Source organism: uncultured Abiotrophia sp. (assembly GCF_963520105.1).
Classification (GTDB): Bacteria; Bacillota; Bacilli; order Lactobacillales; family Aerococcaceae; genus Abiotrophia.
This window is the reverse complement of sequence record NZ_CAUQPN010000001.1, coordinates 258,794-280,803: the sequence shown is the minus strand read 5'-3', so window position 1 is coordinate 280,803 and position 22,010 is coordinate 258,794. Positions and strand designations below refer to the sequence as shown.

The following is a 22,010-nucleotide window of genomic DNA, read 5'->3' as shown; positions in this document are numbered from 1 at the left end:
AAAAATGTGGCTAGAAGACTTCCGGCCACATCCTTTTTATCTTATTCTTGGAAAAGTCCACCTAAAGCCACTTGAGCTTCTTCATTAGTCTCAGGTGCTTCGCCAATCTTATAGTGAGCCCGAACACGTGCTTCGATTTCTGCTTGTACTTCTGGGTTGTCCAAGAGGTATTGTTTAGCAGCTTCACGACCTTGCCCAATACGAGCCTCGCCGTAGGAGTACCAAGAGCCTGCCTTGTTGACAATATCTAAATCAGCTGCCATATCAACTAGCTCACCCACCTTAGAAATCCCTTTACCGTAGACAATGTCCACTAGGGCTTCCTTAAATGGTGGCGCCACCTTGTTCTTAACAACCTTAATTTTTGCACGGCTACCAATCACTTCGCTACCGTTCTTAATCAACTCAGCCTTACGCACTTCTAAACGAACAGTTGAGTAGAATTTGAGGGCACGACCACCTGGTGTCGTCTCAGGGTTCCCAAACATAATCCCTACTTTTTCACGCAATTGGTTGATGAAGAAGCAGATGGTTTTGGTCTTATTAACGTTACCGGATAATTTACGAAGCGCTTGGGACATGAGACGGGCTTGTAAGCCAACATGGGCATCCCCCATCTCCCCATCGATTTCAGCGCGTGGTACCAAGGCTGCAACCGAGTCAATGACGATGATGTCAACCGCCCCTGATGTTACCAAGGCATCGGCGATAGCCAAGCCTTGTTCACCTGTATCTGGTTGGGACAAGAGTAACTCATCAATGTTAACCCCTAAAGCGGCAGCATAATCTGGGTCCAAGGCATGCTCAGCATCAATGAAGGCAGCCAAGCCTCCTTGTTTTTGTACTTCGGCAATTGCATGGAGGGCCACAGTAGTCTTACCAGAAGACTCTGGACCATAACATTCAATAATTCGGCCTCGTGGATAGCCACCTACCCCTAAAGCAATATCTAAAGCCAGGGAACCTGACGGAATGGTCGAAATTTTGGTGTCGACTTTTTCACCCAGACGCATGATGGAGCCCTTACCAAAGCTTTTTTCAATATCTTTTAGGGCCTTATCTAGGGCTTTTTTGCGGTCTTCATTCATTCTTTAACATCTCCTCTTTCTGAACTCTTCTATAGTTTACCTAAAATCTCGACAAAAAGCAAGCAAAACAAGAACATTTGTTCTGATTCTTTTATTTTAGCTTAAATGCTTATGTAAAAGGCTTAAAGCTTCATAGACGACAATGCTAGCCTGAACCTCGTAAGGTCGCTGGCCTAGGTAAACCGGTCGCTCTAGGCGTTGGCCTGACGGTGTAACTAAAAGCAGCATTGCCTGATCTTGATCTAACGAATAGTTGACCAAGCAGAAAGTGCCTTGTTCGATGCCCTGGCCAAGAGAGGCTAAACTCGCTTCTAAGTTTGCTTCTGTCACTTCTTGAATAAAGCCTCGCTGATAAACCGACGCCTCAGGATCTTGTTGACGTAAACGGCTAGCTAGTTGACCATAGGTAAAGCCCTCTAAACTTACTAATCGCTGACCTCCTTCTGCCATTTTACCTAAAACATAACCCGCGAAATCAAAGTCTTCTCCCTGCCCCATATAATAATCGCCAGCCAGGGTAATAAGCTCCTGAGCCAAGGCCTGGTTAAGAGCATGAGCTTCTTGAGAGGTCGCAGCATTGGCTGTCAAACGCACCGCGATATGACGTGGCTTGGCATAGAGACCTAGGGTAGGATTGCTTTGCTCTGCAATTGGTTGGGCCAAAATTTGGGCTAGTTTGGATTCCCCAATACCAAAGAAATTAAGATAGAGTGACTCCATGGCCTCTTGCTTACCTAACTGTTTAGCTAAATCCGGTAGGACTTCTTGCTTGAGCATTTGATTCATCTCATAAGGAGGACCAGGCAAGAGAATGTAGGTCACCCCTTCATGTTGGTAGACAGAACCACATGCTAAGCCATAGGCATTCCACAGGGCCTTGCCCCCTTTCAAAGTAAGAACCTGCAGCAAGTCAATTGGCACACATTCCCGCCCCTCATGAGCTAAATGCTGGTTTAACTTAGCCAGTTGGCGCGGATCCTCTTCCAAGGTTGTCCCAACAAAGGCCGCCACCACTTGCTTGGTAATATCGTCATGAGTGGGACCCAAACCACCAGTTAAAATGACTAGATCTGAACGCGAATGCGCTAGCGCTAAGGCCTGGGTCATACGTTCCCAGTTGTCTCCTACTGTCTGCTGATAATAGGTACCAATACCAATAGCTAATAATTGCTTAGCAATATCACTCGCATTACTGTTGACCACATAACCCATTAAAAGTTCTGTTCCAACTGAAATAAGTTCTGCCCTCATCATACCCCTCCTTATATATATAGACCAAAAGCCTAGCTGTCGCATTTTTTTTGCAGGCCTTTTTCACTTCTTTTATTATAGCCTATCCCTAAAGCCTTAGGCTAGTAGGATTGCTTAAGGTTTAAGGCTTTATACATATTTTATAAGTAAGCCAATCAACCACTTCTAAAGCCATATAAAAAGCACCTAGCGAACTAGGTGCTTGAAACTTAGTTTTCAAGATAAATTTCCTGAGGTCTTAAGGCTTGCTTGGCCTTCCAGTTGGCCACTAGGAAGTCTGCTACAAGTAGGGCCACAATTAAGACCAAGCTGACTGCTAAATAAATCACCCAGAGTGGGCTACCCGTTATAAAAGGTGGTTCACTGAGCAAGCCATAATTGCCACCTGTCAGTATATTAACCAGCACTAAACCGGCATTAATCGCCAAAGTGATAACTGCCAATTGCCAGCGCTTGAGTAGATTAGGTTGATAATTTTTGAAGAGGTAGATAAGGGCATTGACCCACAAGGCGTAGTGTCCCACTAAGAAAGAAAAACTGGTAACATGCGGGAAATCATAGGGATCGAAAACCGGATAGACCAAGGCGAAGAAGGCACCACTAGCCCCTAGCAAGGCGAAGTATTGCTTGAAACGCGATTTGCCTGGCCATAGAACCAGGGCAAACATTGCTAGACGACAATGATAAAGTGGCAAACTATTTGATATAGGCAGGGAATAAACCACATACCAAGTATAGAGAACAGTCAACTGGATAATTTGCATAATTCGGAAGGTCTTAACATAGGCAGGATCGCCATATTTTCGTAAGCTAGTCCAACCGAGCACGACCAAAAGTCCGACAATGACCAAGAACCAGCCAAAGGAAATGGCAGGTGGCGCAGACTGAGTAGTTGTCAAAAAATCTTTCATAGGCGAAAGGCCTCCTTATAACATGATTTTGCTAATCATATAATGTCACAGGTCTCTGTGCCATGTGTTCCTTTATTATACCCAGTCCACCCTTTTCTCGCAAGAGGAACTTTGCCACAAAAAAGTTGCTTGTTCCAAGCACCTACATTGTCTAATCTAGGACTGATAGGTTATAATACAAGTGAATGAATTGGAGGTATCCCATGAAAGAACAACCTATCCTTTTAACCCTCTTTGGGGCAACGGGTGACTTGGCTTTCCGCAAGCTCTACCCTGCTATTTACCAACTCTATCGCAGTGGCCGTCTATCTCAGAATTTTGCTCTGATTGGGACTGCCCGTCGTCCATGGTCTGATGAGCATTTCCGTCAAGTCATTATAGACAGTGTAGGCGCTCAGGCGCTTAGCCCTGACCACGTTCAGGAATTCGCCTCCCACTTCTATTACCTATCCCATGATGTTCAAAATACCGAACACTATGACCAGCTCAAGCAATTGGCGGACCGGCTCGATGCTACTTACCAAACCCAAGGTAATCGCCTCTTCTACCTGTCCATGTCCCCCACCTTCTTCCCTATTATTGCTGAGCATATTAAATCGCAAGGTCTTTTGGCATCAGGCTTTAACCGCCTCATTATCGAAAAACCATTCGGGCACGACTTAGCTTCTGCCCAAGAATTGCAAGACAAACTCAATGTAGCCTTCGATGAATCGCAAATCTACCGTATTGACCACTATCTGGGTAAAGAACTGGTTCAAGCCCTCTACCACTTGCGTTTCCATAACCAACTTTTCCGTCATACGTGGAATAAGGATCATATTGCCAGCATCCAAATTTCCCTGCCTGAAATGGTAGGGGTTGAAGAACGAGCGGGCTACTATGATCATTCTGGCGCTAGCCGCGATATGGTTCAAAACCACATGCTCCAACTACTCGCCCTGCTGACCATGGCAGAACCTGCCTCCAACCAAACAGCAGATATTCAGGCAGCTAAATATCGTAGCCTAGCCAACCTACATCACTACGCTGACGCTCAAGAATGCCAAGCTTGTGTAGTTCGTGGCCAATACAGCGCTCAAGGCGACCTCAAGGGCTATCTAGAAGAAGACGGCGTCGATTCTGCTTCCCGTACGGAGACTTATTTTGCAGCCAAAGTGACGCTCGACTTACCAGAATGGGAAGGTGTTCCTTTCTATCTAAGGACCGGCAAGCGCCTCAATCAGAAGGCGACCATGGTGGATGTCCTTTATCGTCCGACTCAAGACGGCTTGGAAGGCGACCATCTCCGCATTGAAATCGCTCCTGACCTGGGCTATACCCTCTGGCTCAACACCAAAGCCATTGGCTACAGCCAGGATAGCCATCGCGTGCCACTTAGCTTCCGCTACAATTCAGAAGAATTGGCAGAAAGTCCAGATGACTACGCCCGCTTAATTTTCGAAGCTAGTCAAGGTGATCGCGAACACTTTACTCAATGGTGTGAAGTAGCTGCTGCCTGGAAATTCTTGGATAATATTCAAGCCTATTGGACTGCCGATACTGAGACACCACTAGCCCAGTATCCAGCTGGCAGTCATGGCCCTCAAGAAGCCGATGACCTCTTAGCCCGCGACGGCTTTGAATGGCTCCTTAAATAAGATAGAAAAAGAGTTTAGGACTTGAGCCTAAACTCTTTTTTGCTGTCTTTGAGCCAGTGGTCTACTCTGAAAAGTGGTCCACTGGCTCTGGGGTTTTGTGGCGTTTTTGAGGCAATCGGCTACTTTCTTGACGCGCCAGTGGTCCACTCCGTCGAGTGGACCACTGGCTCCATTTTCAGACACAAATAACCCATTATATCATATATGATATAATGGGTTTTCTTCATCATGTTAAACTTCTTGCTCAATCTCTTGGCGATATGCTAGAACAGCTTGCGTTAACTCTTCCACAATGGCTTGTCGCTCAGCTAAACTGTGGGCATTAGCGCCACTAGCCATGGGATGGCCACCGCCATCGTGATTGGCTGCAATCCCGTTGATGACAGGCCCTTTGGAACGAATACGGCAACGATAGTGGTCGCCATTGCCTTCTTGTTGAACGAAAATGACCCAAGACATGACGCCTTCGATACGACCCGGCAAGGTCACCGCAATCTGAGTTTGTTCTTCACTAATACCAAAAGCCTTAATGTCTTCTTGGCTAATAGTCACCCAGGCGATACCTGCTTCATTAATGGACATGGTCTCATAGATATGTCCTTGGAATTTGGCTTCTTCAAAACTCAATCGCATAAAACGGTCACTAATCTCAAAGGATGAGAAGTCATATTGTTTAAGCCAAGCGGCGACTTCCAAGGTCCGTGAGGTGGTTGACTCATAGAGGAAGCGAGCCGTATCAGACACCATACCAGTATAGAGTAGGCGCGCGGCCTGATCATGCATAGGTAGCTGGTCACCTAGGTGGCGACTGATTTCAGCAATGATTTCGCAGGTAGAACTGGCAATGGGGTGGACAATTTGAAGTTGCCCGTAGTCATCAACCGGAGGATGGTGGTCAATTTTGACTAAAGTCGCACCCTTGTCATAATGATCTCCGTCAATCCGGGGTTGGTTGGCAGTATCACAGACAATAACCAAAGCGTCTTGGTAGTCGGCGGCTGTCACCTTGTCCATGGAGCCAATCCACTTGAGCCCTTGAGTCGTCGTGCCGGCTGCTAAAACGCGTTTGTCAGGGAAAGTCGATTCAATCAGCGACTTGAGTCCTAATTGGGAGCCGATGGCATCCGGATCAGGCCTCACATGGCGGTGAATGATAATGGTTTGGGCTGCTTGAATTAATTGGATGAGGGCTTGTGCCTCGTGATGTTCAATATACATAGTAGTTTCCTACTTCCTTACTCGCTAAACTTAGTTACGTTCAATCATTTGGCTGGTAATAATGGCCTTGGCCACCAGACTATTCTCGTGGAAAACATCCACCTGGGTTAGGGCCGCCCGACGGTTGTGGTTGAAGACATGACCCTTAAATTGAATTTCATTGCCGATTTGGATGAGGTTGAAATAATGAAGGTCAATCTTCTCGATAACACTGTTGAGATGTGTCAACTCAAAGACCTTGCGATCCGTCACTTGGGCAATCAGTTCAGTCAGAACCCCATAGGAAATCGTCCCAAAGTTGCCAATCATCTGAGGTTGTACGAAGGCTTGGAAATCATAGTCCGTGACTTCACTGGCCTCTTCTAACTGGGCCGTAATGTCTTCTTCAAAGGTATGCACCATTTGCGGTTGCTGTTGGACCACTTGAATGGCCTTGGAGACTTCCTCACGCGTCACCACCCCAAGCAGTTGAAGATTATCTTCTACCACCGGAATCATCTCGATATCCTGCCAAATCATCTTATGCGAGACACTGGCCACCGACATATGCGTCTTAACAGTCACCGGATTCTTGGTCATGACCCGCTCCAACTGAATGGACTCTTGCTTACCTTGGACATCCTTAGCGGCCACCACCCCAATCAAACGTTGGTTATAGCAGACAGGGAAACGTTTCTGGCCCGTTTCTTCCATCAAGCGATTGAAGTCAGCTACCGAATCACTTGGCGCTAGAAGTGGCACCTGGGATAGCGGTGTGTAGATATCCCGAATGGTCATGATTTCCTTCTTAATCATCTGATCCGCCATGGACCGGTTGATGATGGTCGCTACCGTAAAGGTGTCGAAGGTGGTGGAAATCACTGGCAAATTACGTTCATTGGCCAAACTAATGACCTGGTCACTGGCCTTAAAGCCCCCGGTAATGAGCACCGCCACGCCCTTTTCCAGGGCAAAGAGTTGGACATCTTCCCGGTTCCCCACAATAATCAGGGAATCATCGGTAAAGTAACGCTCCATGGCGTCCTTGGTCATGGCCCCAATGATGAATTTAGACAGGTGTTGGGTCAGTCCTTGGCTGCCACCTTGGACCTCCCCTTCAATAATCTGCACCACTTCACCAAAGGTTAACATTTCCGGCGAATACTTTTGCTTCTTCTCAATGCGGATAGTCCCAACCCGCTCAATGGTCGAGACAATCCCTAGTACTTCGGCGTCCTTAATAGCCCGGTAGGCCGTCCCTTCACTCATCTTGAGATGCTTGGCAATCCCTCGAACCGAGATTTTATCCCCGATGGGGAGGGATTCAATGTATTGGATAATCAGATCATGTTTGGTTGCCATATCGTCACCTTCTCTTTAGACACAAAAATAACTGTTATACTTCATATTATAACAGTTATTTTAAAAAGTAACAGACCTGTTTTACATTTTTTCAAAAGATAATTGTGTATTGACCTTATCGAGCTGGATTAGCCCAGCCGTTGAGACACCTAGTAGGCGGACAGTCTTATGCAAATGACCGTGCAGCTCCCAGAGTTCCTGCACCGCTTGGCTAATCACCTCCACATCTTGGCTAGGAGAGCCCAAGGATAGTTGACGCGTTAAGGTCTCGAAATCATCATAGCGAATCTTAAGCGTTACGGTCTGGGCGTGGAAATTCTTGGCCTTTAAGATTGCCACCACCCGCTTAGTCAGCTGGGTTAAGGCATCTAGAACCCCCTCTTCTTCCGCTAGAAACTGAATGAAGGTAGTTTCTTTACCAATGGACTTGCGCTCACGATGGGGCTGGACCGGCGCATCATGGACCCCCCGCACCTTGTAGTAGAGAGATTTGCCCATTTTACCAAAATGTTCAATCAGGTCTTCTAATTCAATTGCTCGCAAATCCGCCCCTGTCATAATCCCCCTCTGGTGAAAATAAGGCACCGACTGTCGCCCCACCCCATAGAACTTATCAATGGGTAGGTCATCTAAAAATTCCAAGGCTTGATCAGGTGTCACCACCGTAATGCCAAAGGGCTTACGGTAGTCAGAGGCGATTTTGGCCAGGAACTTGTTATAGGACACCCCAATCGAACAGGTTAGGTTGAGTTCTGCCTTAATCTGGGCCTGAATACGCTGGGCTAAGTAGGTCGCACTTTGAATGCCTAGCTTATTATGAGTCACATCCAAGTAGGCCTCATCCAGGGACATGGGTTCAATCAAATCCGTGTACTGGGCAAAAATTGCCCGAATCTGCTGAGACACTTCCTGATAGTGGGACCAATCTCCCGCGATAAAGACCGCATGGGGACAGCGTTTGAAGGCTTCAGCCGCCGTCATGGCCGAATGAATACCATATTCGCGCGCCTTATAGTTGCAAGTAGAGACGATGCCCCGACCACCGGTTAACTTAGGATGCTTGGCAATCACAATAGGTTTGTGAGCAATTGCTGGATTATCCCGCGCCTCGACATTGGCATAGAAGGCATCCATATCCACATGCAGTATCTTACGTGATGTGTCCGGCACCGGATCCTTAAACTCTAAAATCCCATAGCGCATGATGCCCCTCCTCTCCCCTGTCATACTTCTCCTCTAGTATACGAAAATTTGTTCGTGTTTTCAAGTGGTGAGGTCCTTTTGAAAAAAGTTGAATCACCACGTTTTCATTCTCAATTAAAGAGCACGCACCAGACATCCATGAAATGTCTGGTGCGTGCTCAACAAGAATTATTTAAATTCTCTATTTAATTTCTAAAGTCTGTGCCAGGTCGCGATACCAGTAAGCACTCTTCTTAGGATAGCGTTTCTGCGTTTCGAAATCTACATAGAATAGGCCATAGCGTTTCTCATAACCATTAGACCAGGAGAAGACATCCATTAAAGACCAAATGAAGTAGCCCTTGACATTGGCCCCATCTTGAATGGCATCAGCTAAGACTGACAGATGCTGTTTGACATAGTCAATACGCGCATCATCATAGACCGTCTCATCCACGAATTCATCTTTATAGCCTAAACCATTCTCGGTAATATAGATTTTCTTATAGTTAGGATAATCTTTTACAACTCGCATGATTTGATCGTAGAGGCCTTTTGGATAAATCATCCAATCCCAATCGGTTCGCGGAACATCGACATCAAACTCACGACGGCCGACACCCTTAATTTGGTATTTAGAGCCACCTTTATCGCCCTTAGAGTTGTGGGTAATCTCAGTTTCTCCCTCAAATTCACGCATCCAGTCACTCATGTAATAGTTAATGCCCAGGAAATCGTTGAGGTCTTTTGCTGCCTCCAGACACTCGAAATCTTCTTCCCTGAGATCCAACTGACCACCATTGACGGCTAGAATGTGGTGAACGCCATTCATAGTTGCTTCCGAATAATGCCCTAAGTAAGTAGCATCCAAGATAAATTTATTATGGATGATATCCTCAAGCTCAGCAGCTCGAACATCCCCAGGATTTTCAGGATTATAAGGATACTTCGTTGGCAAGGCGTGTACCACACCAATCTCACCGGGGTAGCCTAACTGCTTGTAGAGGCTAACTGCCTTGGCGTGAGCCACCATCATATTGTGATGTGATTGGAAGACCTTCTCGAAGTCATATTGAATACCCGGAGGGAATTTACCCACCAAGTACTGACCATCACCGATTGGCCCAATCTCATTAAAGGTTGTCCAATAACGAACCTCTGAGAATTCCTTAAAGCAAAATGCCGCATAATCAACAAAGTGCTGAATGGTCTCTCGGTTAAGGAAGTCCCCTTTTGAGTGTAATGCTTCTGGGGTATCAAAGTGATGCAGAGTTACAAAAGGCTCAACGTGTCGCTTATGGCACTCTTGGAAGAGGCGATGATAGAAATCGACCCCTTTTTGATTTACCTTTCCATAACCTTCTGGAAAAATACGTGACCAGGCGATTGAAATTCTGATACCATTGACACCAAACTCCTCAGCCAGTTTCAAGTCAACTGGGTATTGATGGTAGAAGTCACTTGCCGGTTCAGCTGTATACCAATAATTGTCTGCTAAGTATTTATCCCATGCTACTGGCCCCTTGCCATCAGTATGGGTAGCCCCCTCCGCCTGATAGGCGGCAGTGGCTCCTCCGAAAATAAAGTCTTTGGGTAATGTCTTGGTCATAGAGAACGCCTCCTAGGATTCAAACTGTTGTTTTACGAAATCTAGAGCTCCTTGCCCATCACGCGTTAATTTAATATATTGTGCCCCTTCCGTCTTAGCTAACTTAATGCCAAGACGATCAGTTTCGGCTTTCATGTCTTCATAGTTAGAAGCCACTTGAGGTGCTAAGATAACTAATTGGTACTCAGGTAAGATCTCACGGTGAGCGCCATAGCTACCAGCAGCCGCCGTTACAGGTACACCATATTCTTTGGCTGCCTTGGTCAAAGCATTGGCTAGAAGACCACTTGTCCCACCGCCGGCACAGAGAACCAAGACATTGGTTTGTTCCGTAATAGTTACTTCTGACTTGGCGTCAACGCCAGCTTTTTCAAGAATTGCGTCTGCCTTAGCAGTATTAAAGTTAGCTGCTACTTTGCTCTTGAGATCGTCATTAGAAGATTGACCCGATGCTTCTTCGGCCAGAATCTGCTCGTCATAGACCTTGAGGAATGGGTAGTAGATAAGGCCGTCCACCACAATCAAGACAAAGGCTAAGACGAAAGCTAAGACTTGTAGGTTGGTACCAAGCACAATCCCTAGAGGCCCTGGCGTAGTCCATGGCAAGGTAGCAGAGAAACTGTTCATGCCTAAGGTATCCACGAAGAATTTGAAGAGCCATACGTTAACGATTGGAGCTAAGATAAATGGAACAAAGAAGACAGGGTTCAAGACTAATGGAGCACCAAATAAGATGGGTTCATTAACCCCAAAGAAGGTTGGCACAACAGAAGCGCGTCCAATAGCACGGTTGCGTTTAGACTTACAGAGCCACATGAACATAAATGGCACGATGAAAGTTGCCCCAGTTCCCCCGAAGGTCACGATGAACATCTGTGTCCCAGAAGTCAAGATTTTATCAGCATGCTGCCCTGCTTGCATCAACTGTAGGTTAGTATCGATATTAGCGTAGAGAATGGCAGCAATAGCAGGTTCAACGATAGATGGGCCGTGAATCCCAACAAACCAGAAGAAGGCGTAGGCACCAAAGATAATGGTAATCCCAACATAACCTTCTGCTGCTGAAAATAGTGGAGCGAATAAAGCACCGATTGACGCAGCTACGTTCATTCCACTAAAATGGCGCACTACAATATCTAATGCATAGAGAGTTACTACAGACAAGGTAAATGGAATAACGTCTTTGAAGACTTGAGAAATGTTAGGTGGCACCTCTTCAGGCATTCGAATGGTAACATTGTTTTTCACGCAGACCTTGTAGATGGCTACTGTTACAAAGGCAGCAAGGAAAGCTGCTAGCAAGCCTTGAGTGCCTAAGAAACCTTTCCCAAAGCCCTTCTCAAGTGGATCAGCTGCCAATAAGAGTAATCCAATAATCGAAGCCAAGAGGGTCGACATATAGTTAATTTGGTTGGTCCGTTCCATATCGCGGTTGACGGAATCCGTTAATGATTTAGCCGTCGTACCGGCTACTAGCATCGCCAAAATCCCCATGGAGAAGTTATAAGGCTTCATTAAGAAATCTTCAATCTCTTTTGGCCAAAAGAAACCAAAAGCATTCGGTACATAGGCAATTAAGATAAAAATACTGGAGAACAAGATAACTGGCATCCCAGCTATGAAACCATCACGAATGGCGCGGAGATAAATGTTGCGTGATAACTTGGTAAAAAAGGGTTTACATTTTTCAATTTGATTAATAATCGCATTCATTCGATCATACTCCTCTCTTATAGAGCTCTAGCATATGTTGCATCATATCCTTCAACAACAGGGTCGTCATGAGGTGGTCTTGACCATGCATTAGGGTAACACTAAAGGCCAGATCTTCACCAGCAGCTTCCTTGGCCAGTAGGCTAGTCTGGGCATGGTGGGCCTCAACAATACACTCATTGGCTTCTTCAATAAGGCTTTCAGCACGGGCAAAATCTCCACTCCGTGCAGCATTTAGGGACTCTAGCAATTTCGAACGTGCATCACCAGCGTATGCGACAATTTCGAAACCCAACATGGTAATTTCTTCTCTGTTCATTATAATACCTCCTAAAGACATCCTATATTTTCTTTAATGGTAACACTAATTGTAAGGGTTTGCAATATTCAGACAAATTATGTTTATCTTTGTTCACTTGCCCCAATAGTTTGAGGCAAGCAAACTTTAGATATATTTAGCGATTTTTCCAAGAGGTGGCTGTCTCTTTAAGCACCTCATTAAGCTCAACAATATTACGATGACCCTCTTTTCTTAGCCACTCACGAGCCGCTTCAGGTCCATTTTCAATATAAGGTTGAACACTGCCTGCCCAAGTAGCTCGGCCACAGAGAACACCGTTAAAGCGAGAACCTGAAGCTTTAGCAAAACGTAAAGTTTCGACAAAGAGTTGCGCTGAGACACCGGCACTGAGGAAGATATAAGGTAAGTTGGTCGCTTGGTCTTGTTCCAAGAAATAACCTGCTGCTTCTTCTTTGGAATATAGCACTGGACCGTCACCAAATCCTTCAACATAAGCCATGTTGACTGGCACTTCAACCTTTAAAACATCAATGGCGAAGCGCTCATCAGAAAATACCTTCATTGCTTCAATGACCTTGCGAGGTTTCACTTTAGCGTATTCAGGGCTTTGCGCATCTGTGATTTTTTCATCATAGGCTAGAATTTCTAAGAAGAAAGGAATATCTTCACCTAGACACTCGGAGCCAATCCGTTCAATATAAGCTTGCTTTTGGCGATTAACTTCAGGATCCCCATCCACATCGTAATAGAGTAAGAATTTGACTGCATCTGCTCCCTCTTCCTTGAGGCTCTTAGCTGACCAGTCATCTAGGCAATCAGGGAGGCGTTTGGTTGAGGTTGTATCATAGCCTGTCTTCTCATAAGCTAATAATAAGCCTGTGCCACTAGCCAAGGATGGAATAGCCTTTAGCCCATACTCAGGATCTAAGAGCATAGAAGAAGCATAAGGTGTTAGCTCTTGGGCAACTAGGACTTTTAATTCTTCTAGCTGCTCAACACTAGGCTCAGCTTCCTGAAATTTGGCCATAAGGCGTTTTAAAGCCCCACGTTGGTCAAAAGCTAAGGCTGAAATAATGCCTTCTTGGTCACTTAACTTCTCCATAAAAGCTTGTTTATTTGCAGATAATACCATTGAAATTCACCTTTCTTTATGTCTGTTTTACTTAACTAAGATTAATCGTGGTATTCGCCGCGATCCCATTTTTCTAAGAATTCTTTGAAGAAATCAGGGTCAGCATAATCTTTATTGGCTGACTCAACTGCTGCTATCTTGGCGATGAGTTTCTTATTTTCTGGTGTTTCATGATACTCTGCCGCGATAAAGGCATCAATGATGTCACACATCAATAACTCACCAATAATCTTGCCCCCAAAACCAATGACATTTGCGTTGAGTTCTTCCTTGGCATATAAGGCTGTTGTCATGTCCCGCACCAAAGCACTCCGTACACCTGGAACTTTATTAACAGCGTTATTAATCCCAACACCTGTCCCGCAAATGCAGACGCCTAAATCTGCTTGACCACTGACAACCGCCTCACCAACACGTTTACCGTAGATAGGATAGTGTGTCCGAGTGAAGTCGTAAGTCCCAAAGTCTAAAACCTCATGACCCTTAGACTTAAGATAGTCTGAGACAGCTATCTTAATATCAGTGACGATGTGATCGCAACCAATCGCAATTTTCATGTTCCATACTCCTCTCTAGCACATCTTATTCAGCATGTCTACTCGAATCTGATGACGACCACCATCATAATGACCGTTAACAAATCCCTTTGCAATGTTCTTAGCCACTTCAGGCCCTACAATTTCTGCACCCATCGTGATAATCCGTGAATTATTATGACCACGTGTCATGTAGGCTGATCGTTCATCCGATACTTGGGCGGCAATCATTCCCTTGACCTTAGTGGCAACCATGAATGGACCTGCGCCGTATGCATCAATCACAATACCTAAGTTATCCTCTGCTTTGTTGACCTCTGCAACCACTGCTAAAGTCACATCAACGAAGTCTTGTCCTTCTTGACTAACATCGATTACCTCAAATGATTGAGCGACTAGATAGTCTTTTACCACATCTTTTAACTCAGTGCCAGCTAAGTCAGCACCTAGTACAACTGCCATCTCTCATCTACTCCTTTACACTCTAGCGAATTCTTGTTTGCAAACCTTGTCGAGATCAGATATTGTTCTCTACAAACATAATATACACCTTTATGAGTTTGATGTCAACACATATTTTGTTCGTTTCAAACATTTTTATGCAAAAAAAAGAGGTAGCCAGAGACTACCTAAAGATTTGATCAAACAATAACGGATGTATAAGGTTTGATTTCTTGCTGAACCTTATCAGAATCCAAGTCCGTGATGACACTCGTTAAACTATTTAAATTACAGATAGAAGTAAAATCCTCCCTACCCAACTTGGAATCATCTATCAATAAATAAGTGGCATTAGAACGTCCAAGCGCCAAACGTTGTGTTTGTGCTTCATTGAAGTCCGAAGTCAGTACACGACCATTTTTTACACCATTGCCGCTGAAAAACATCTTATTAAAGTATATTTCTCCTAGCATATGATTGGTCATCTCACCAACAAAGGCCTGGGTTCGTTCACGCATCTCCCCGCCTAAGAGAATCACTTTAAAGGTATCCGTCCGTTTTTTAAATAGCAGATGGAAGATAGGCAAACAATTGGTTACTACTTGTAGGCGCCGACAGTGTATCTCCTCCGCTAAGACTTCAACAGAGGTCCCAGGGCCTAAGAAAATACTATCCCCTTCTTCAATGAGTTGCAGAGCTTTCTGAGCTACTAAGCGCTTGGCCTGCATATTTTGATGATGTTTCTCTTCATGAGACAGTTCATTAAAAGACAGTCGGCTATTACTTTTGGCGCCTCCATGAATCCGAGTTAATTGACCTTCTTGCTCTAGACTAGCTAAGTCTCTACGAATTGTCATATCTGATACCTGTAAGATTTCAATCAAATCATTGACCATTACTGTCCCAGATAGATTGACTAAACGAACAATTTCCAACATACGTTCTTGCTTATTCATGGGGCACTCCTTTCTCCTTAGATGTTTATTATAAACCTAAAATGTTTGAAAAGCAAACACTTAATGTTGGAATGTGCTAAAGAGTTTGACTGACCTACAAATGTATCATATTAAAACTCCCCTCAACTTGTTTGCTAGCTAGTTAGACATACTTTTCGCTACTTTCAACTTAAATACAAAAAAGCTGAGACCTAAGTCTCAGCTTGTCTATGCGCTAGTCGAATATTAGCCCAAACGTGATGCTACCTTATCCCAGTTGACTACTGAGAAGAAGGCTTGGATATAGTCTGGACGACGGTTTTGATAGTGGAGGTAGTAAGCATGTTCCCACACATCTAAACCTAAAAGTGGCTTAAGCCCTAATTCTAAAGGTGTGTCTTGGTTAGCAGTAGATAAGACTTCTAAGTGACCGTCACGGTCTACGAGCCAAGCCCAACCAGAACCAAAGCGAGTCGCTGCTGCCTTAGCAAAGGCTTCTTTGAAGGCTTCAACAGAACCAAAGTCTGCTTCTAAGCGAGACTTGAGACCAGCAGGAATAGCTGCTTCTGCACTTGGTGCTTGTAGGCTTTCCCAGAAAAAGCTGTGGTTGAAGTGACCCCCACCATTGTTGCGGACCGCTGTTTGGATGCTTTCAGGCAAATCCTTAAGGTTAGCGACTAAGTCTTCGATAGACTTAGCAGCCAAGTCAGCATGGCCTTCTAAAGCTGCATTCAAGTTGTTAACGTAGGTTTGGTGGTGTTTGGTGTGGTGAATTTCCATGGTGCGCGCGTCAAAAGCTGGTTCAAGCGCATCATAGGCGTATGGCAAGGCTGGTAATGTAAATGACATGGTCATTCCTCCTCGGATATAGTATATCTAGATTATATCATGCTCAGTAGAATAGACAATTATTTTGCACTTGGTAGCGTTTATTTCACAAACTCAAAGCATGAAAAAAGCCCCTTATTCGCTAAGAATAAAGGACTTTAGCAAGGCTGACTCTCAAAGTCGTAAGGGCTGATTCCCTCCATGCCAATCATGGGATCAATTTGGTCGATCAAATCCTGACTTAAGCGGAAGGACTCTTGCTGCTTAGGTGCCAAGTCTCTTGATTGAACCGCAACCGAAACACTTGTCGCAGGACTAGCTTGAGGCGAGGCCTGGTCTGTTGCACTAACTTCAACTTTTTCAGCATCTAGGCCTAAAACTTGGCTCTCTCCTGACGATAGCTCTTGCTCTACCTTCTCTCCCTGCGTCAGCCCAGCTAATTTAATTTCTAGCAGGTCCTTCAGGTTGGTACGGCGTGGATCACGATTCTGACTAACCGCTTGGACATAAGCGTCCGGGTCCCCCACCAAAACCAAACTTGCCTGTGCTCGGGTGACCGCTGTATAAAGCAAGTCCTGACGCAACATGCGATAGTAGGCATCGACCAGAGGCAGAATAACTAGCGGATACTCACTCCCCTGGGATTTGTGGACCGAACAGCAGTAGGCCAGAGTCAACTGGTCAAAATCTGACCGTCGATAGGTCAGTTCCTTATCATCATCAAAGGCCACCACGAGCTCTTCGCTCCCGCTGTTAGACGCCTGCGCTGAGAAGACACCGACGATTTTCCCGATGTCCCCATTATAGACGCCTTCCTCTGCATTGTTGACCAACTGAAGTACCTTGTCTCCCAGACGAAAAATTTGGTCAAAATACTCTAGTTGAGGTTTCTTGCGGCTAGGCGGATTGAAGAGTCCTTGCAAGAGTTGGTTTAGGGCTGTAATACCAGCAGGCCCCTTATACATTGGCGCCAGAACTTGCAAGGTATTGGCATCAAAGCCCCTAGTCAAGGCATGACCCACCACCTGTTCCACCACTTGAGCTACTTGCTGGGTTTTACATGGAATAAAGGAACGGTCAGGCTGTCTCTCCATTAGGTTCTGCGGTAGGCGCCCCTGGCGAATCTGATGGGCAAGTTGAATGATGGAACTATCTTGGGCTTGGCGATAGATTTTAGTCAGACTGATGGTGGGAATTACCCCAGACTCAATCAAGTCTGAAAAGACTTTACCTGGCCCGACCGAAGGCAATTGATGCTTATCCCCTACCAGAATAACTTGAATTCGGTAGCCAATGGCCATCCAGAGCCAATTCATCAACCAGGTATCCACCATGGACATTTCATCCACTACCAATAGCTGACCTTCCAGTGGCGTCGGATCAAAGCCCTCCACTGTGGTCTCACGATTGAAACCAATCAGCCGGTGGATGGTGGAAGCCGGTATATCCGTCATTTCCTGCATACGCTTGGCTGCACGCCCCGTTGGTGCGGCTAACAAGACGGGGCCAGTCTGATAAGGATTGGTAACATCGCCCTGATGATAGCCATGCAAGAGGCGGTGGAGCGTCAAAATTCCACGTATCAAGGTCGTCTTCCCCGTACCTGGACCACCCGTAATCACTGAAAGTGGCGATTGCAAGGCTAGGATCATGGCCTGGCGTTGGGTTTCATCATAGTCGATTCCCGTCTCACGAGCTACTTGATCCAGCTTGTCTTCAATTTCTGTCTTGCTGAAAGTCTCCACTTCTTCATACTGGAAGAAGTCGCTGATGCGACCTACAATTCCCATCTCGGCATGATAAAGACTTGGCAACATAATGCCTTGATCCAAGGAATAGAGCATCCCTTCCAAGATGGCCAAGTCCAAAGCTTCTACTAGGCGCTCTTCCTCAATCAGATAAGACCGACTACGTTCTAGAATCTTGGTAGCAAGCGCCAGCAAGCGTGGCCGCTGGACATAGGTGTCCCCTGCCCGCAAGCAAACTTCAGATACGGCCGTATAGAGACCAGCCACCAAACGTGTGACAGCGTCAGCCTCAATACCTAGTTGCTCAGCCAAGGCATCAGCCTTATTGAAGCCAACACCTTCTACCTTGGCTACCAAGGCGTAGGGATTGTTCTCAATCGTGGCCAGCGTTTGATCTTTAAAGGTCTGATAAATTTTATCCGCCAACTTAGGTCCAAAACCCCACTCTGTTAACTGCAAGAAGATGCGTTCAGTCCCTTGGTGTTGGCGCAGAGTTTCGGCTAGCACTTGGCGTTTATCTGGTGTTAGGCCTTTGACCGATTTGAGGCAGTCAGGATCTTGCAAGATTAAATCAATGGCTTCCAATCCCAGCTGATCCACAATCCTTTGGGCTAGAGTTTTACCAATCCCAGTGAAGCGGGCACTAGAAAGAAATTCTACTAGGCCAGCCTCAGAGGTTGGCGCTACTTGTTGGTAGCGACTAACCGCAAATTGCTCGCCATAACGCGGATGCACGGTCACTTGGCCAAAGAATTCATAGGCTGTATCTAAATGCAAGGCTGCAAATTGACCCGTACAAGTAACATAGTCCTCGCTTATTAGGTCGCTGTCCGACTCTAACACCTTTACCCGCAACACCTTATAAAGGTTCTGTGGGTTTTCGAAGAAGACCGATTCAACTTCGCCAATCAAACATATTTGCTCAGCCATAAGCGGCCTCCTTTCTTAACTCTAGTTAATGAGACTTAGGGCTTCAACCAGCGCATCCCAATATTGCCTGGAATAGCTTGAAAACCAAACTGCTGATAGAGTCGGTCGGCTGGTTCCTTAGCCATCAAACAGACATAAGCAGACGCATCCGCATTCGCTATGAGCCAATCCGAGACAGCTTGCATCAGGGCCTTACCCAGACCTTGACCTTGGAATTCAGGTGCCACCATGACCGAATTGATGATATAAGATAAGGCACCGTCCCCAGCAATCCGGGCAAAACAAACGAGCCGCTGACCCTGGTAGGCACAAATCATATAGAGGGAATTAGCTAGCGCACGTTCAGCCACTTCTTGAGGGGGCTTAGCCCCCAAGCCTGTGGCAATCCGCAAATCAAGATAGTCTTGGACAGGCGGAATCGTTTCAGTCCAACGAAGTTGTGCCTTAGACATACTGACGTTGCACCCCCTCTTTGTAGGCCGCGTCAATCAGCCCGCCACCTAGACACTCTTGGCCATCATAGAAGACCACTGCCTGCCCCGGTGTAATGGCCCGGACTGGTTCATCAAAAATAACAGTCGCCTGAGTCTTATCTTGGCTAAGTTTAACCGTCACTCCAATATCTTGTTGACGGTAGCGGAACTTAGCCGTGCATCGGAATTCTTCTGGCACATCCGACAAATTAGGCGCTGTAAAGGACACTTCACTGGCCGTCAGATAGTCTGAATAGAGATTTGGATGATGGAAGCCCTGACCTACATAGAGAGTTTGCGTCGTCTGATCCTTACCAATGACAAACCAAGGTTCATTGCTAGTGCCACCGCCACCAATCCCTAAGCCTTGGCGTTGGCCAATGGTATAGTACATAAGCCCCATGTGCTCGCCCTTGACCTGACCATCTAGGGTCACCATTTTGCCCGGTTTATTGGGTAGGTAGTTGGAAAGAAATTCATTGAAATTCCGTTCTCCAATGAAGCAGACACCGGTTGAATCCTTCTTCTTGGCAGTCGCCAAGCCTGCCTTTTCTGCTAAGGCACGGACTTCAGACTTCTGCAAATGGCCCAACGGGAAGAGGGCTTTCTGGAGTTGGGCTTGGGATAGTTGGCTAAGGAAATAGGTTTGGTCCTTATTATTATCCAGGCCACGCAAGAGGTGGACTACCCCATTTTCATCTCGCTCCGAACGAGCATAGTGCCCCATGGCAATATAGTCTGCCCCTAATTCCATAGCATAATCCAAGAAGGCCTTAAACTTAACTTCCTTGTTACACATTACATCCGGGTTAGGCGTACGCCCCGCCCGATATTCGCGTAAGAAATATTCAAAGACCCGATCCCAATATTCTTTCTCGAAGTTAACAGAATAATAGGGAATTCCAATTTTCTCCGCGACTTTGACTACGTCTTGGTAGTCTTCAGTCGCTGTACAGTGGCCATTTTCGTCAGTATCATCCCAGTTTTTCATGAAGAGGCCGATAACTTCATAGCCCTGCTCCTTGAGCAGCAAGGCAGCAACAGAAGAATCTACGCCTCCGCTCATCCCCAAAACGACACGTTTTCCATTTGTTGACATTGTTCTTTTCCTTTCTTTCTCTCTATGGATAACTCCGTGGAAGGCAGAGCATCCTGACATATGTGCTTAATTGATAACAGAAGAAGAGAACGAAAGCACTCTCTCGTTCTCCCCACTTAGGCTAGACTTCAGTTAAAACGTTACGCTCAACAAAACCGTCAAAGATAAAGTTAATCTTCTCCACAACCATTTCATTATGAGCTAACTTGGTCACATCGACAGCAGTTAAACCCTTGTTATTAACGGTTGAGATTTTGAGGGTCTTCAAGTCCTTGTTCACCAAGACCTTGAGCACCAAGCCATCACGATGGTGGCTATCTAGAGGACGTTTGTATTGAAAGTTACCGCCAGTTGACTCGGTAAAGCCATTGTCCCGCAAAGTATAAGGTTTGCAGGCTGGATTGATTTCGAAGGTACGGTTAAAACCTTTTAAGGTTGCTTGTTTGGTGAATGCCATAATTCATCGCCTTTCTTGTTTACTTTTGTTGTCTTGCTTTTAAGAGGCCAAGTTGTTTGACCACTTGGTCTAAGTCCGCTTGCGTCACGTCCAAACCCATGGTCAGACGAATACTTTCACGCTGCCGGTCTTCCTGGTCAGGATAGTAACCTTTAAGGACTCGACTAGGTTCTAGACTACCTGCCGAACAGGCTGAGCCAGCCGAAACATAGATCTGAGCCAAATCCAAATGGATTAAGACCTGACTAGCCTTGAGGCCTTTGAGCCAGAGATTAAGGAAGCCTGGCAAATGATGCGCCTGAGGACGGTTGACTTGATAATCAATTCCTGCTCGAGTTAGCTCCTCCAAGAAGTAAGCTTCCAAGTTTGCCAAATGCGCTTGTCGCTGCTCCGCTTCTGCTAGAGATAGATGGATAGCTTGAGCCAAGCCCTGAATATAGGCTAGATTCTCAGTTCCAGCTCGCATACCAACTTCTTGCCCGCCACCTATCAAGTAAGGTTGCAGCCCTGGTTGATCCTGCCATGCTTGGAAGTAGAGTAAGCCGATTCCTTTAGGCCCACCCAGCTTATGGCCCGATAGGCTCCAAGAAGTGGCTATCTGGTCTAGTTGCCAAGGCAGTTTGGTAATCCCTTGAACCAAGTCAACATGGAAAAAATAACCGCGCTGACGAGCTTCTTGTGCCAAGCCAGGAATAGGGTAAATGGCGCCTACTTCATTGTTGACCGCCATGGCTACCCAGCCACTAGTATCTTCCTGACTAGCCGCTAGAAATTGGTCAATCAGGCCTTGGTCACTCTCCCCATCTTGGGGTTGAATCCAGGAAATGGTCCAGCCCTGTTCTTCTAATCGCTTGAGCGCTAAATCCACTGAAGGATGTTCTACAGCCAAAGCCACCAAGTGGCGAGCTTTACCAACTGCTAGAGCACTTTGAGCCTGAGACCAGATAGCCCAGTTATTGGCTTCCGTCGCCCCTGACGTGAAGTAGAGGCAAGAAGCTGAGGCTAGGTCCAAATCTTTGGCAATGGCCTCGCGAGCCTGATTGAGAGCATACTTGGCAGACTTGCCCAATTGATAAGTGCTAGAGGGATTCCCATAAAGTTGGGATAAGGAGCTTGTGATGGCTTCGACAACTTCCGGACGAACAGGTGTTGTCGCTGCATAATCAAGATAAATAGCCAT

20 protein-coding genes are annotated in these 22,010 nt (G+C 46.0%); 1 reads left to right on the top strand and 19 read right to left on the bottom strand.

Going from position 1 to position 22,010, the window contains the following annotated elements:
- Positions 1-41: 41 nt before the first annotated feature.
- The 3 genes from recA to RWO08_RS01280 all read right to left on the bottom strand — a co-directional run bounded on the left by recA (position 42) and on the right by RWO08_RS01280 (position 3,250).
- Complete coding sequence (recA, locus tag RWO08_RS01290) at positions 42-1,088, bottom strand: recombinase RecA (RefSeq protein WP_070755352.1); 1,047 nt, start codon at positions 1,086-1,088, stop codon at positions 42-44.
- 96 nt (positions 1,089-1,184) lie between these two features.
- A complete protein-coding gene (locus tag RWO08_RS01285; protein WP_314211070.1) occupies positions 1,185-2,339 on the bottom strand; it encodes a molybdopterin-binding protein in 1,155 nt (384 codons plus the stop codon).
- Between the two features lie 209 nt (positions 2,340-2,548).
- Entirely contained in the window at positions 2,549-3,250 is a 702-nt protein-coding gene (locus tag RWO08_RS01280; RefSeq protein WP_314211069.1) for a TIGR02206 family membrane protein, read from the bottom strand.
- A 203-nt stretch (positions 3,251-3,453) separates the two neighbouring features.
- Between RWO08_RS01280 and zwf the strand changes: the two genes are divergently transcribed.
- Positions 3,454-4,887 carry a glucose-6-phosphate dehydrogenase gene (zwf, locus tag RWO08_RS01275; protein WP_314211068.1) on the top strand — a complete coding sequence of 478 codons (1,434 nt, stop codon included), beginning with the start codon at positions 3,454-3,456 and terminating at the stop codon, positions 4,885-4,887.
- A 231-nt stretch (positions 4,888-5,118) separates the two neighbouring features.
- Here zwf and RWO08_RS01270 read toward each other — a convergent pair whose 3' ends face one another.
- The 16 genes from RWO08_RS01270 to RWO08_RS01195 form a co-directional block, all read right to left on the bottom strand.
- Positions 5,119-6,105, bottom strand: coding sequence for a bifunctional oligoribonuclease/PAP phosphatase NrnA (locus RWO08_RS01270; RefSeq protein ID WP_314211067.1), 987 nt, complete (start codon positions 6,103-6,105; stop codon positions 5,119-5,121).
- A gap of 30 nt (positions 6,106-6,135) precedes the next feature.
- Positions 6,136-7,446, bottom strand: a complete 1,311-nt coding sequence (locus tag RWO08_RS01265) for a DRTGG domain-containing protein (protein ID WP_314211066.1) — start codon at positions 7,444-7,446, stop codon at positions 6,136-6,138.
- An 81-nt stretch (positions 7,447-7,527) separates the two neighbouring features.
- Entirely contained in the window at positions 7,528-8,649 is a 1,122-nt protein-coding gene (gene dinB / locus RWO08_RS01260; RefSeq protein WP_070755346.1) for a DNA polymerase IV, read from the bottom strand.
- A 181-nt stretch (positions 8,650-8,830) separates the two neighbouring features.
- A complete protein-coding gene (lacG, locus tag RWO08_RS01255; protein WP_306486014.1) occupies positions 8,831-10,237 on the bottom strand; it encodes a 6-phospho-beta-galactosidase in 1,407 nt (468 codons plus the stop codon).
- Between the two features lie 12 nt (positions 10,238-10,249).
- Positions 10,250-11,950, bottom strand: coding sequence for a lactose-specific PTS transporter subunit EIIC (locus RWO08_RS01250; RefSeq protein ID WP_314211065.1), 1,701 nt, complete (start codon positions 11,948-11,950; stop codon positions 10,250-10,252).
- 4 nt (positions 11,951-11,954) lie between these two features.
- A complete protein-coding gene (locus tag RWO08_RS01245) occupies positions 11,955-12,269 on the bottom strand; it encodes a PTS lactose/cellobiose transporter subunit IIA (RefSeq protein WP_291430521.1) in 315 nt (104 codons plus the stop codon).
- A 136-nt stretch (positions 12,270-12,405) separates the two neighbouring features.
- Positions 12,406-13,383: a tagatose-bisphosphate aldolase gene (lacD, locus tag RWO08_RS01240; protein WP_314211064.1), complete on the bottom strand. Its 978-nt coding sequence runs from the start codon at positions 13,381-13,383 to the stop codon at positions 12,406-12,408.
- A gap of 41 nt (positions 13,384-13,424) precedes the next feature.
- Complete coding sequence (gene lacB, locus RWO08_RS01235; protein ID WP_306486011.1) at positions 13,425-13,940, bottom strand: galactose-6-phosphate isomerase subunit LacB; 516 nt, start codon at positions 13,938-13,940, stop codon at positions 13,425-13,427.
- A 15-nt stretch (positions 13,941-13,955) separates the two neighbouring features.
- On the bottom strand, positions 13,956-14,381 hold the full coding sequence (gene lacA, locus RWO08_RS01230; protein ID WP_303885796.1) for a galactose-6-phosphate isomerase subunit LacA: 426 nt from the start codon (positions 14,379-14,381) through the stop codon (positions 13,956-13,958).
- Positions 14,382-14,560: 179 nt separating this feature from the next.
- On the bottom strand, positions 14,561-15,316 hold the full coding sequence (locus RWO08_RS01225) for a DeoR/GlpR family DNA-binding transcription regulator (RefSeq protein WP_303885795.1): 756 nt from the start codon (positions 15,314-15,316) through the stop codon (positions 14,561-14,563).
- A 225-nt stretch (positions 15,317-15,541) separates the two neighbouring features.
- Entirely contained in the window at positions 15,542-16,144 is a 603-nt protein-coding gene (locus RWO08_RS01220) for a superoxide dismutase (protein ID WP_035363867.1), read from the bottom strand.
- A gap of 137 nt (positions 16,145-16,281) precedes the next feature.
- Entirely contained in the window at positions 16,282-18,801 is a 2,520-nt protein-coding gene (locus RWO08_RS01215) for an ATP-dependent RecD-like DNA helicase (protein WP_314211063.1), read from the bottom strand.
- Between the two features lie 35 nt (positions 18,802-18,836).
- Entirely contained in the window at positions 18,837-19,253 is a 417-nt protein-coding gene (locus RWO08_RS01210) for a GNAT family N-acetyltransferase (RefSeq protein ID WP_314211062.1), read from the bottom strand.
- On the bottom strand, positions 19,246-20,373 hold the full coding sequence (gene mnmA, locus RWO08_RS01205; protein ID WP_311465144.1) for a tRNA 2-thiouridine(34) synthase MnmA: 1,128 nt from the start codon (positions 20,371-20,373) through the stop codon (positions 19,246-19,248). The genes RWO08_RS01210 and mnmA overlap by 8 nt, the downstream gene beginning before the upstream one ends.
- 121 nt (positions 20,374-20,494) lie before the next feature.
- A complete protein-coding gene (locus tag RWO08_RS01200) occupies positions 20,495-20,830 on the bottom strand; it encodes a hypothetical protein (RefSeq protein ID WP_023390931.1) in 336 nt (111 codons plus the stop codon).
- A gap of 19 nt (positions 20,831-20,849) precedes the next feature.
- On the bottom strand, positions 20,850-22,010 hold the full coding sequence (locus RWO08_RS01195; RefSeq protein WP_314211061.1) for a cysteine desulfurase family protein: 1,161 nt from the start codon (positions 22,008-22,010) through the stop codon (positions 20,850-20,852).

Excerpts from the sequence above, each read along its gene's own strand:
- RWO08_RS01210 (WP_314211062.1), bottom strand. The coding sequence starts at position 19,253 with ATGTCTAAGGCACAACTTCGTTGGACTGAAACGATTCCGCCTGTCCAA.
- RWO08_RS01245 (WP_291430521.1), bottom strand. The coding sequence starts at position 12,269 with ATGAACAGAGAAGAAATTACCATGTTGGGTTTCGAAATTGTCGCATAC.
- lacG (WP_306486014.1), bottom strand. The coding sequence starts at position 10,237 with ATGACCAAGACATTACCCAAAGACTTTATTTTCGGAGGAGCCACTGCC.
- RWO08_RS01200 (WP_023390931.1), bottom strand. The coding sequence starts at position 20,830 with ATGGCATTCACCAAACAAGCAACCTTAAAAGGTTTTAACCGTACCTTC.
- lacB (WP_306486011.1), bottom strand. The coding sequence starts at position 13,940 with ATGAAAATTGCGATTGGTTGCGATCACATCGTCACTGATATTAAGATA.
- RWO08_RS01215 (WP_314211063.1), bottom strand. The coding sequence starts at position 18,801 with ATGGCTGAGCAAATATGTTTGATTGGCGAAGTTGAATCGGTCTTCTTC.
- mnmA (WP_311465144.1), bottom strand. The coding sequence starts at position 20,373 with ATGTCAACAAATGGAAAACGTGTCGTTTTGGGGATGAGCGGAGGCGTA.
- RWO08_RS01225 (WP_303885795.1), bottom strand. The coding sequence starts at position 15,316 with ATGAATAAGCAAGAACGTATGTTGGAAATTGTTCGTTTAGTCAATCTA.
- RWO08_RS01250 (WP_314211065.1), bottom strand. The coding sequence starts at position 11,950 with ATGAATGCGATTATTAATCAAATTGAAAAATGTAAACCCTTTTTTACC.
- RWO08_RS01285 (WP_314211070.1), bottom strand. The coding sequence starts at position 2,339 with ATGAGGGCAGAACTTATTTCAGTTGGAACAGAACTTTTAATGGGTTAT.
- RWO08_RS01270 (WP_314211067.1), bottom strand. The coding sequence starts at position 6,105 with ATGTATATTGAACATCACGAGGCACAAGCCCTCATCCAATTAATTCAA.
- dinB (WP_070755346.1), bottom strand. The coding sequence starts at position 8,649 with ATGCGCTATGGGATTTTAGAGTTTAAGGATCCGGTGCCGGACACATCA.
- zwf (WP_314211068.1), top strand. The coding sequence starts at position 3,454 with ATGAAAGAACAACCTATCCTTTTAACCCTCTTTGGGGCAACGGGTGAC.
- RWO08_RS01195 (WP_314211061.1), bottom strand. The coding sequence starts at position 22,010 with ATGGCTATTTATCTTGATTATGCAGCGACAACACCTGTTCGTCCGGAA.
- lacA (WP_303885796.1), bottom strand. The coding sequence starts at position 14,381 with ATGGCAGTTGTACTAGGTGCTGACTTAGCTGGCACTGAGTTAAAAGAT.
- RWO08_RS01265 (WP_314211066.1), bottom strand. The coding sequence starts at position 7,446 with ATGGCAACCAAACATGATCTGATTATCCAATACATTGAATCCCTCCCC.
- RWO08_RS01220 (WP_035363867.1), bottom strand. The coding sequence starts at position 16,144 with ATGTCATTTACATTACCAGCCTTGCCATACGCCTATGATGCGCTTGAA.
- recA (WP_070755352.1), bottom strand. The coding sequence starts at position 1,088 with ATGAATGAAGACCGCAAAAAAGCCCTAGATAAGGCCCTAAAAGATATT.
- lacD (WP_314211064.1), bottom strand. The coding sequence starts at position 13,383 with ATGGTATTATCTGCAAATAAACAAGCTTTTATGGAGAAGTTAAGTGAC.
- RWO08_RS01280 (WP_314211069.1), bottom strand. The coding sequence starts at position 3,250 with ATGAAAGATTTTTTGACAACTACTCAGTCTGCGCCACCTGCCATTTCC.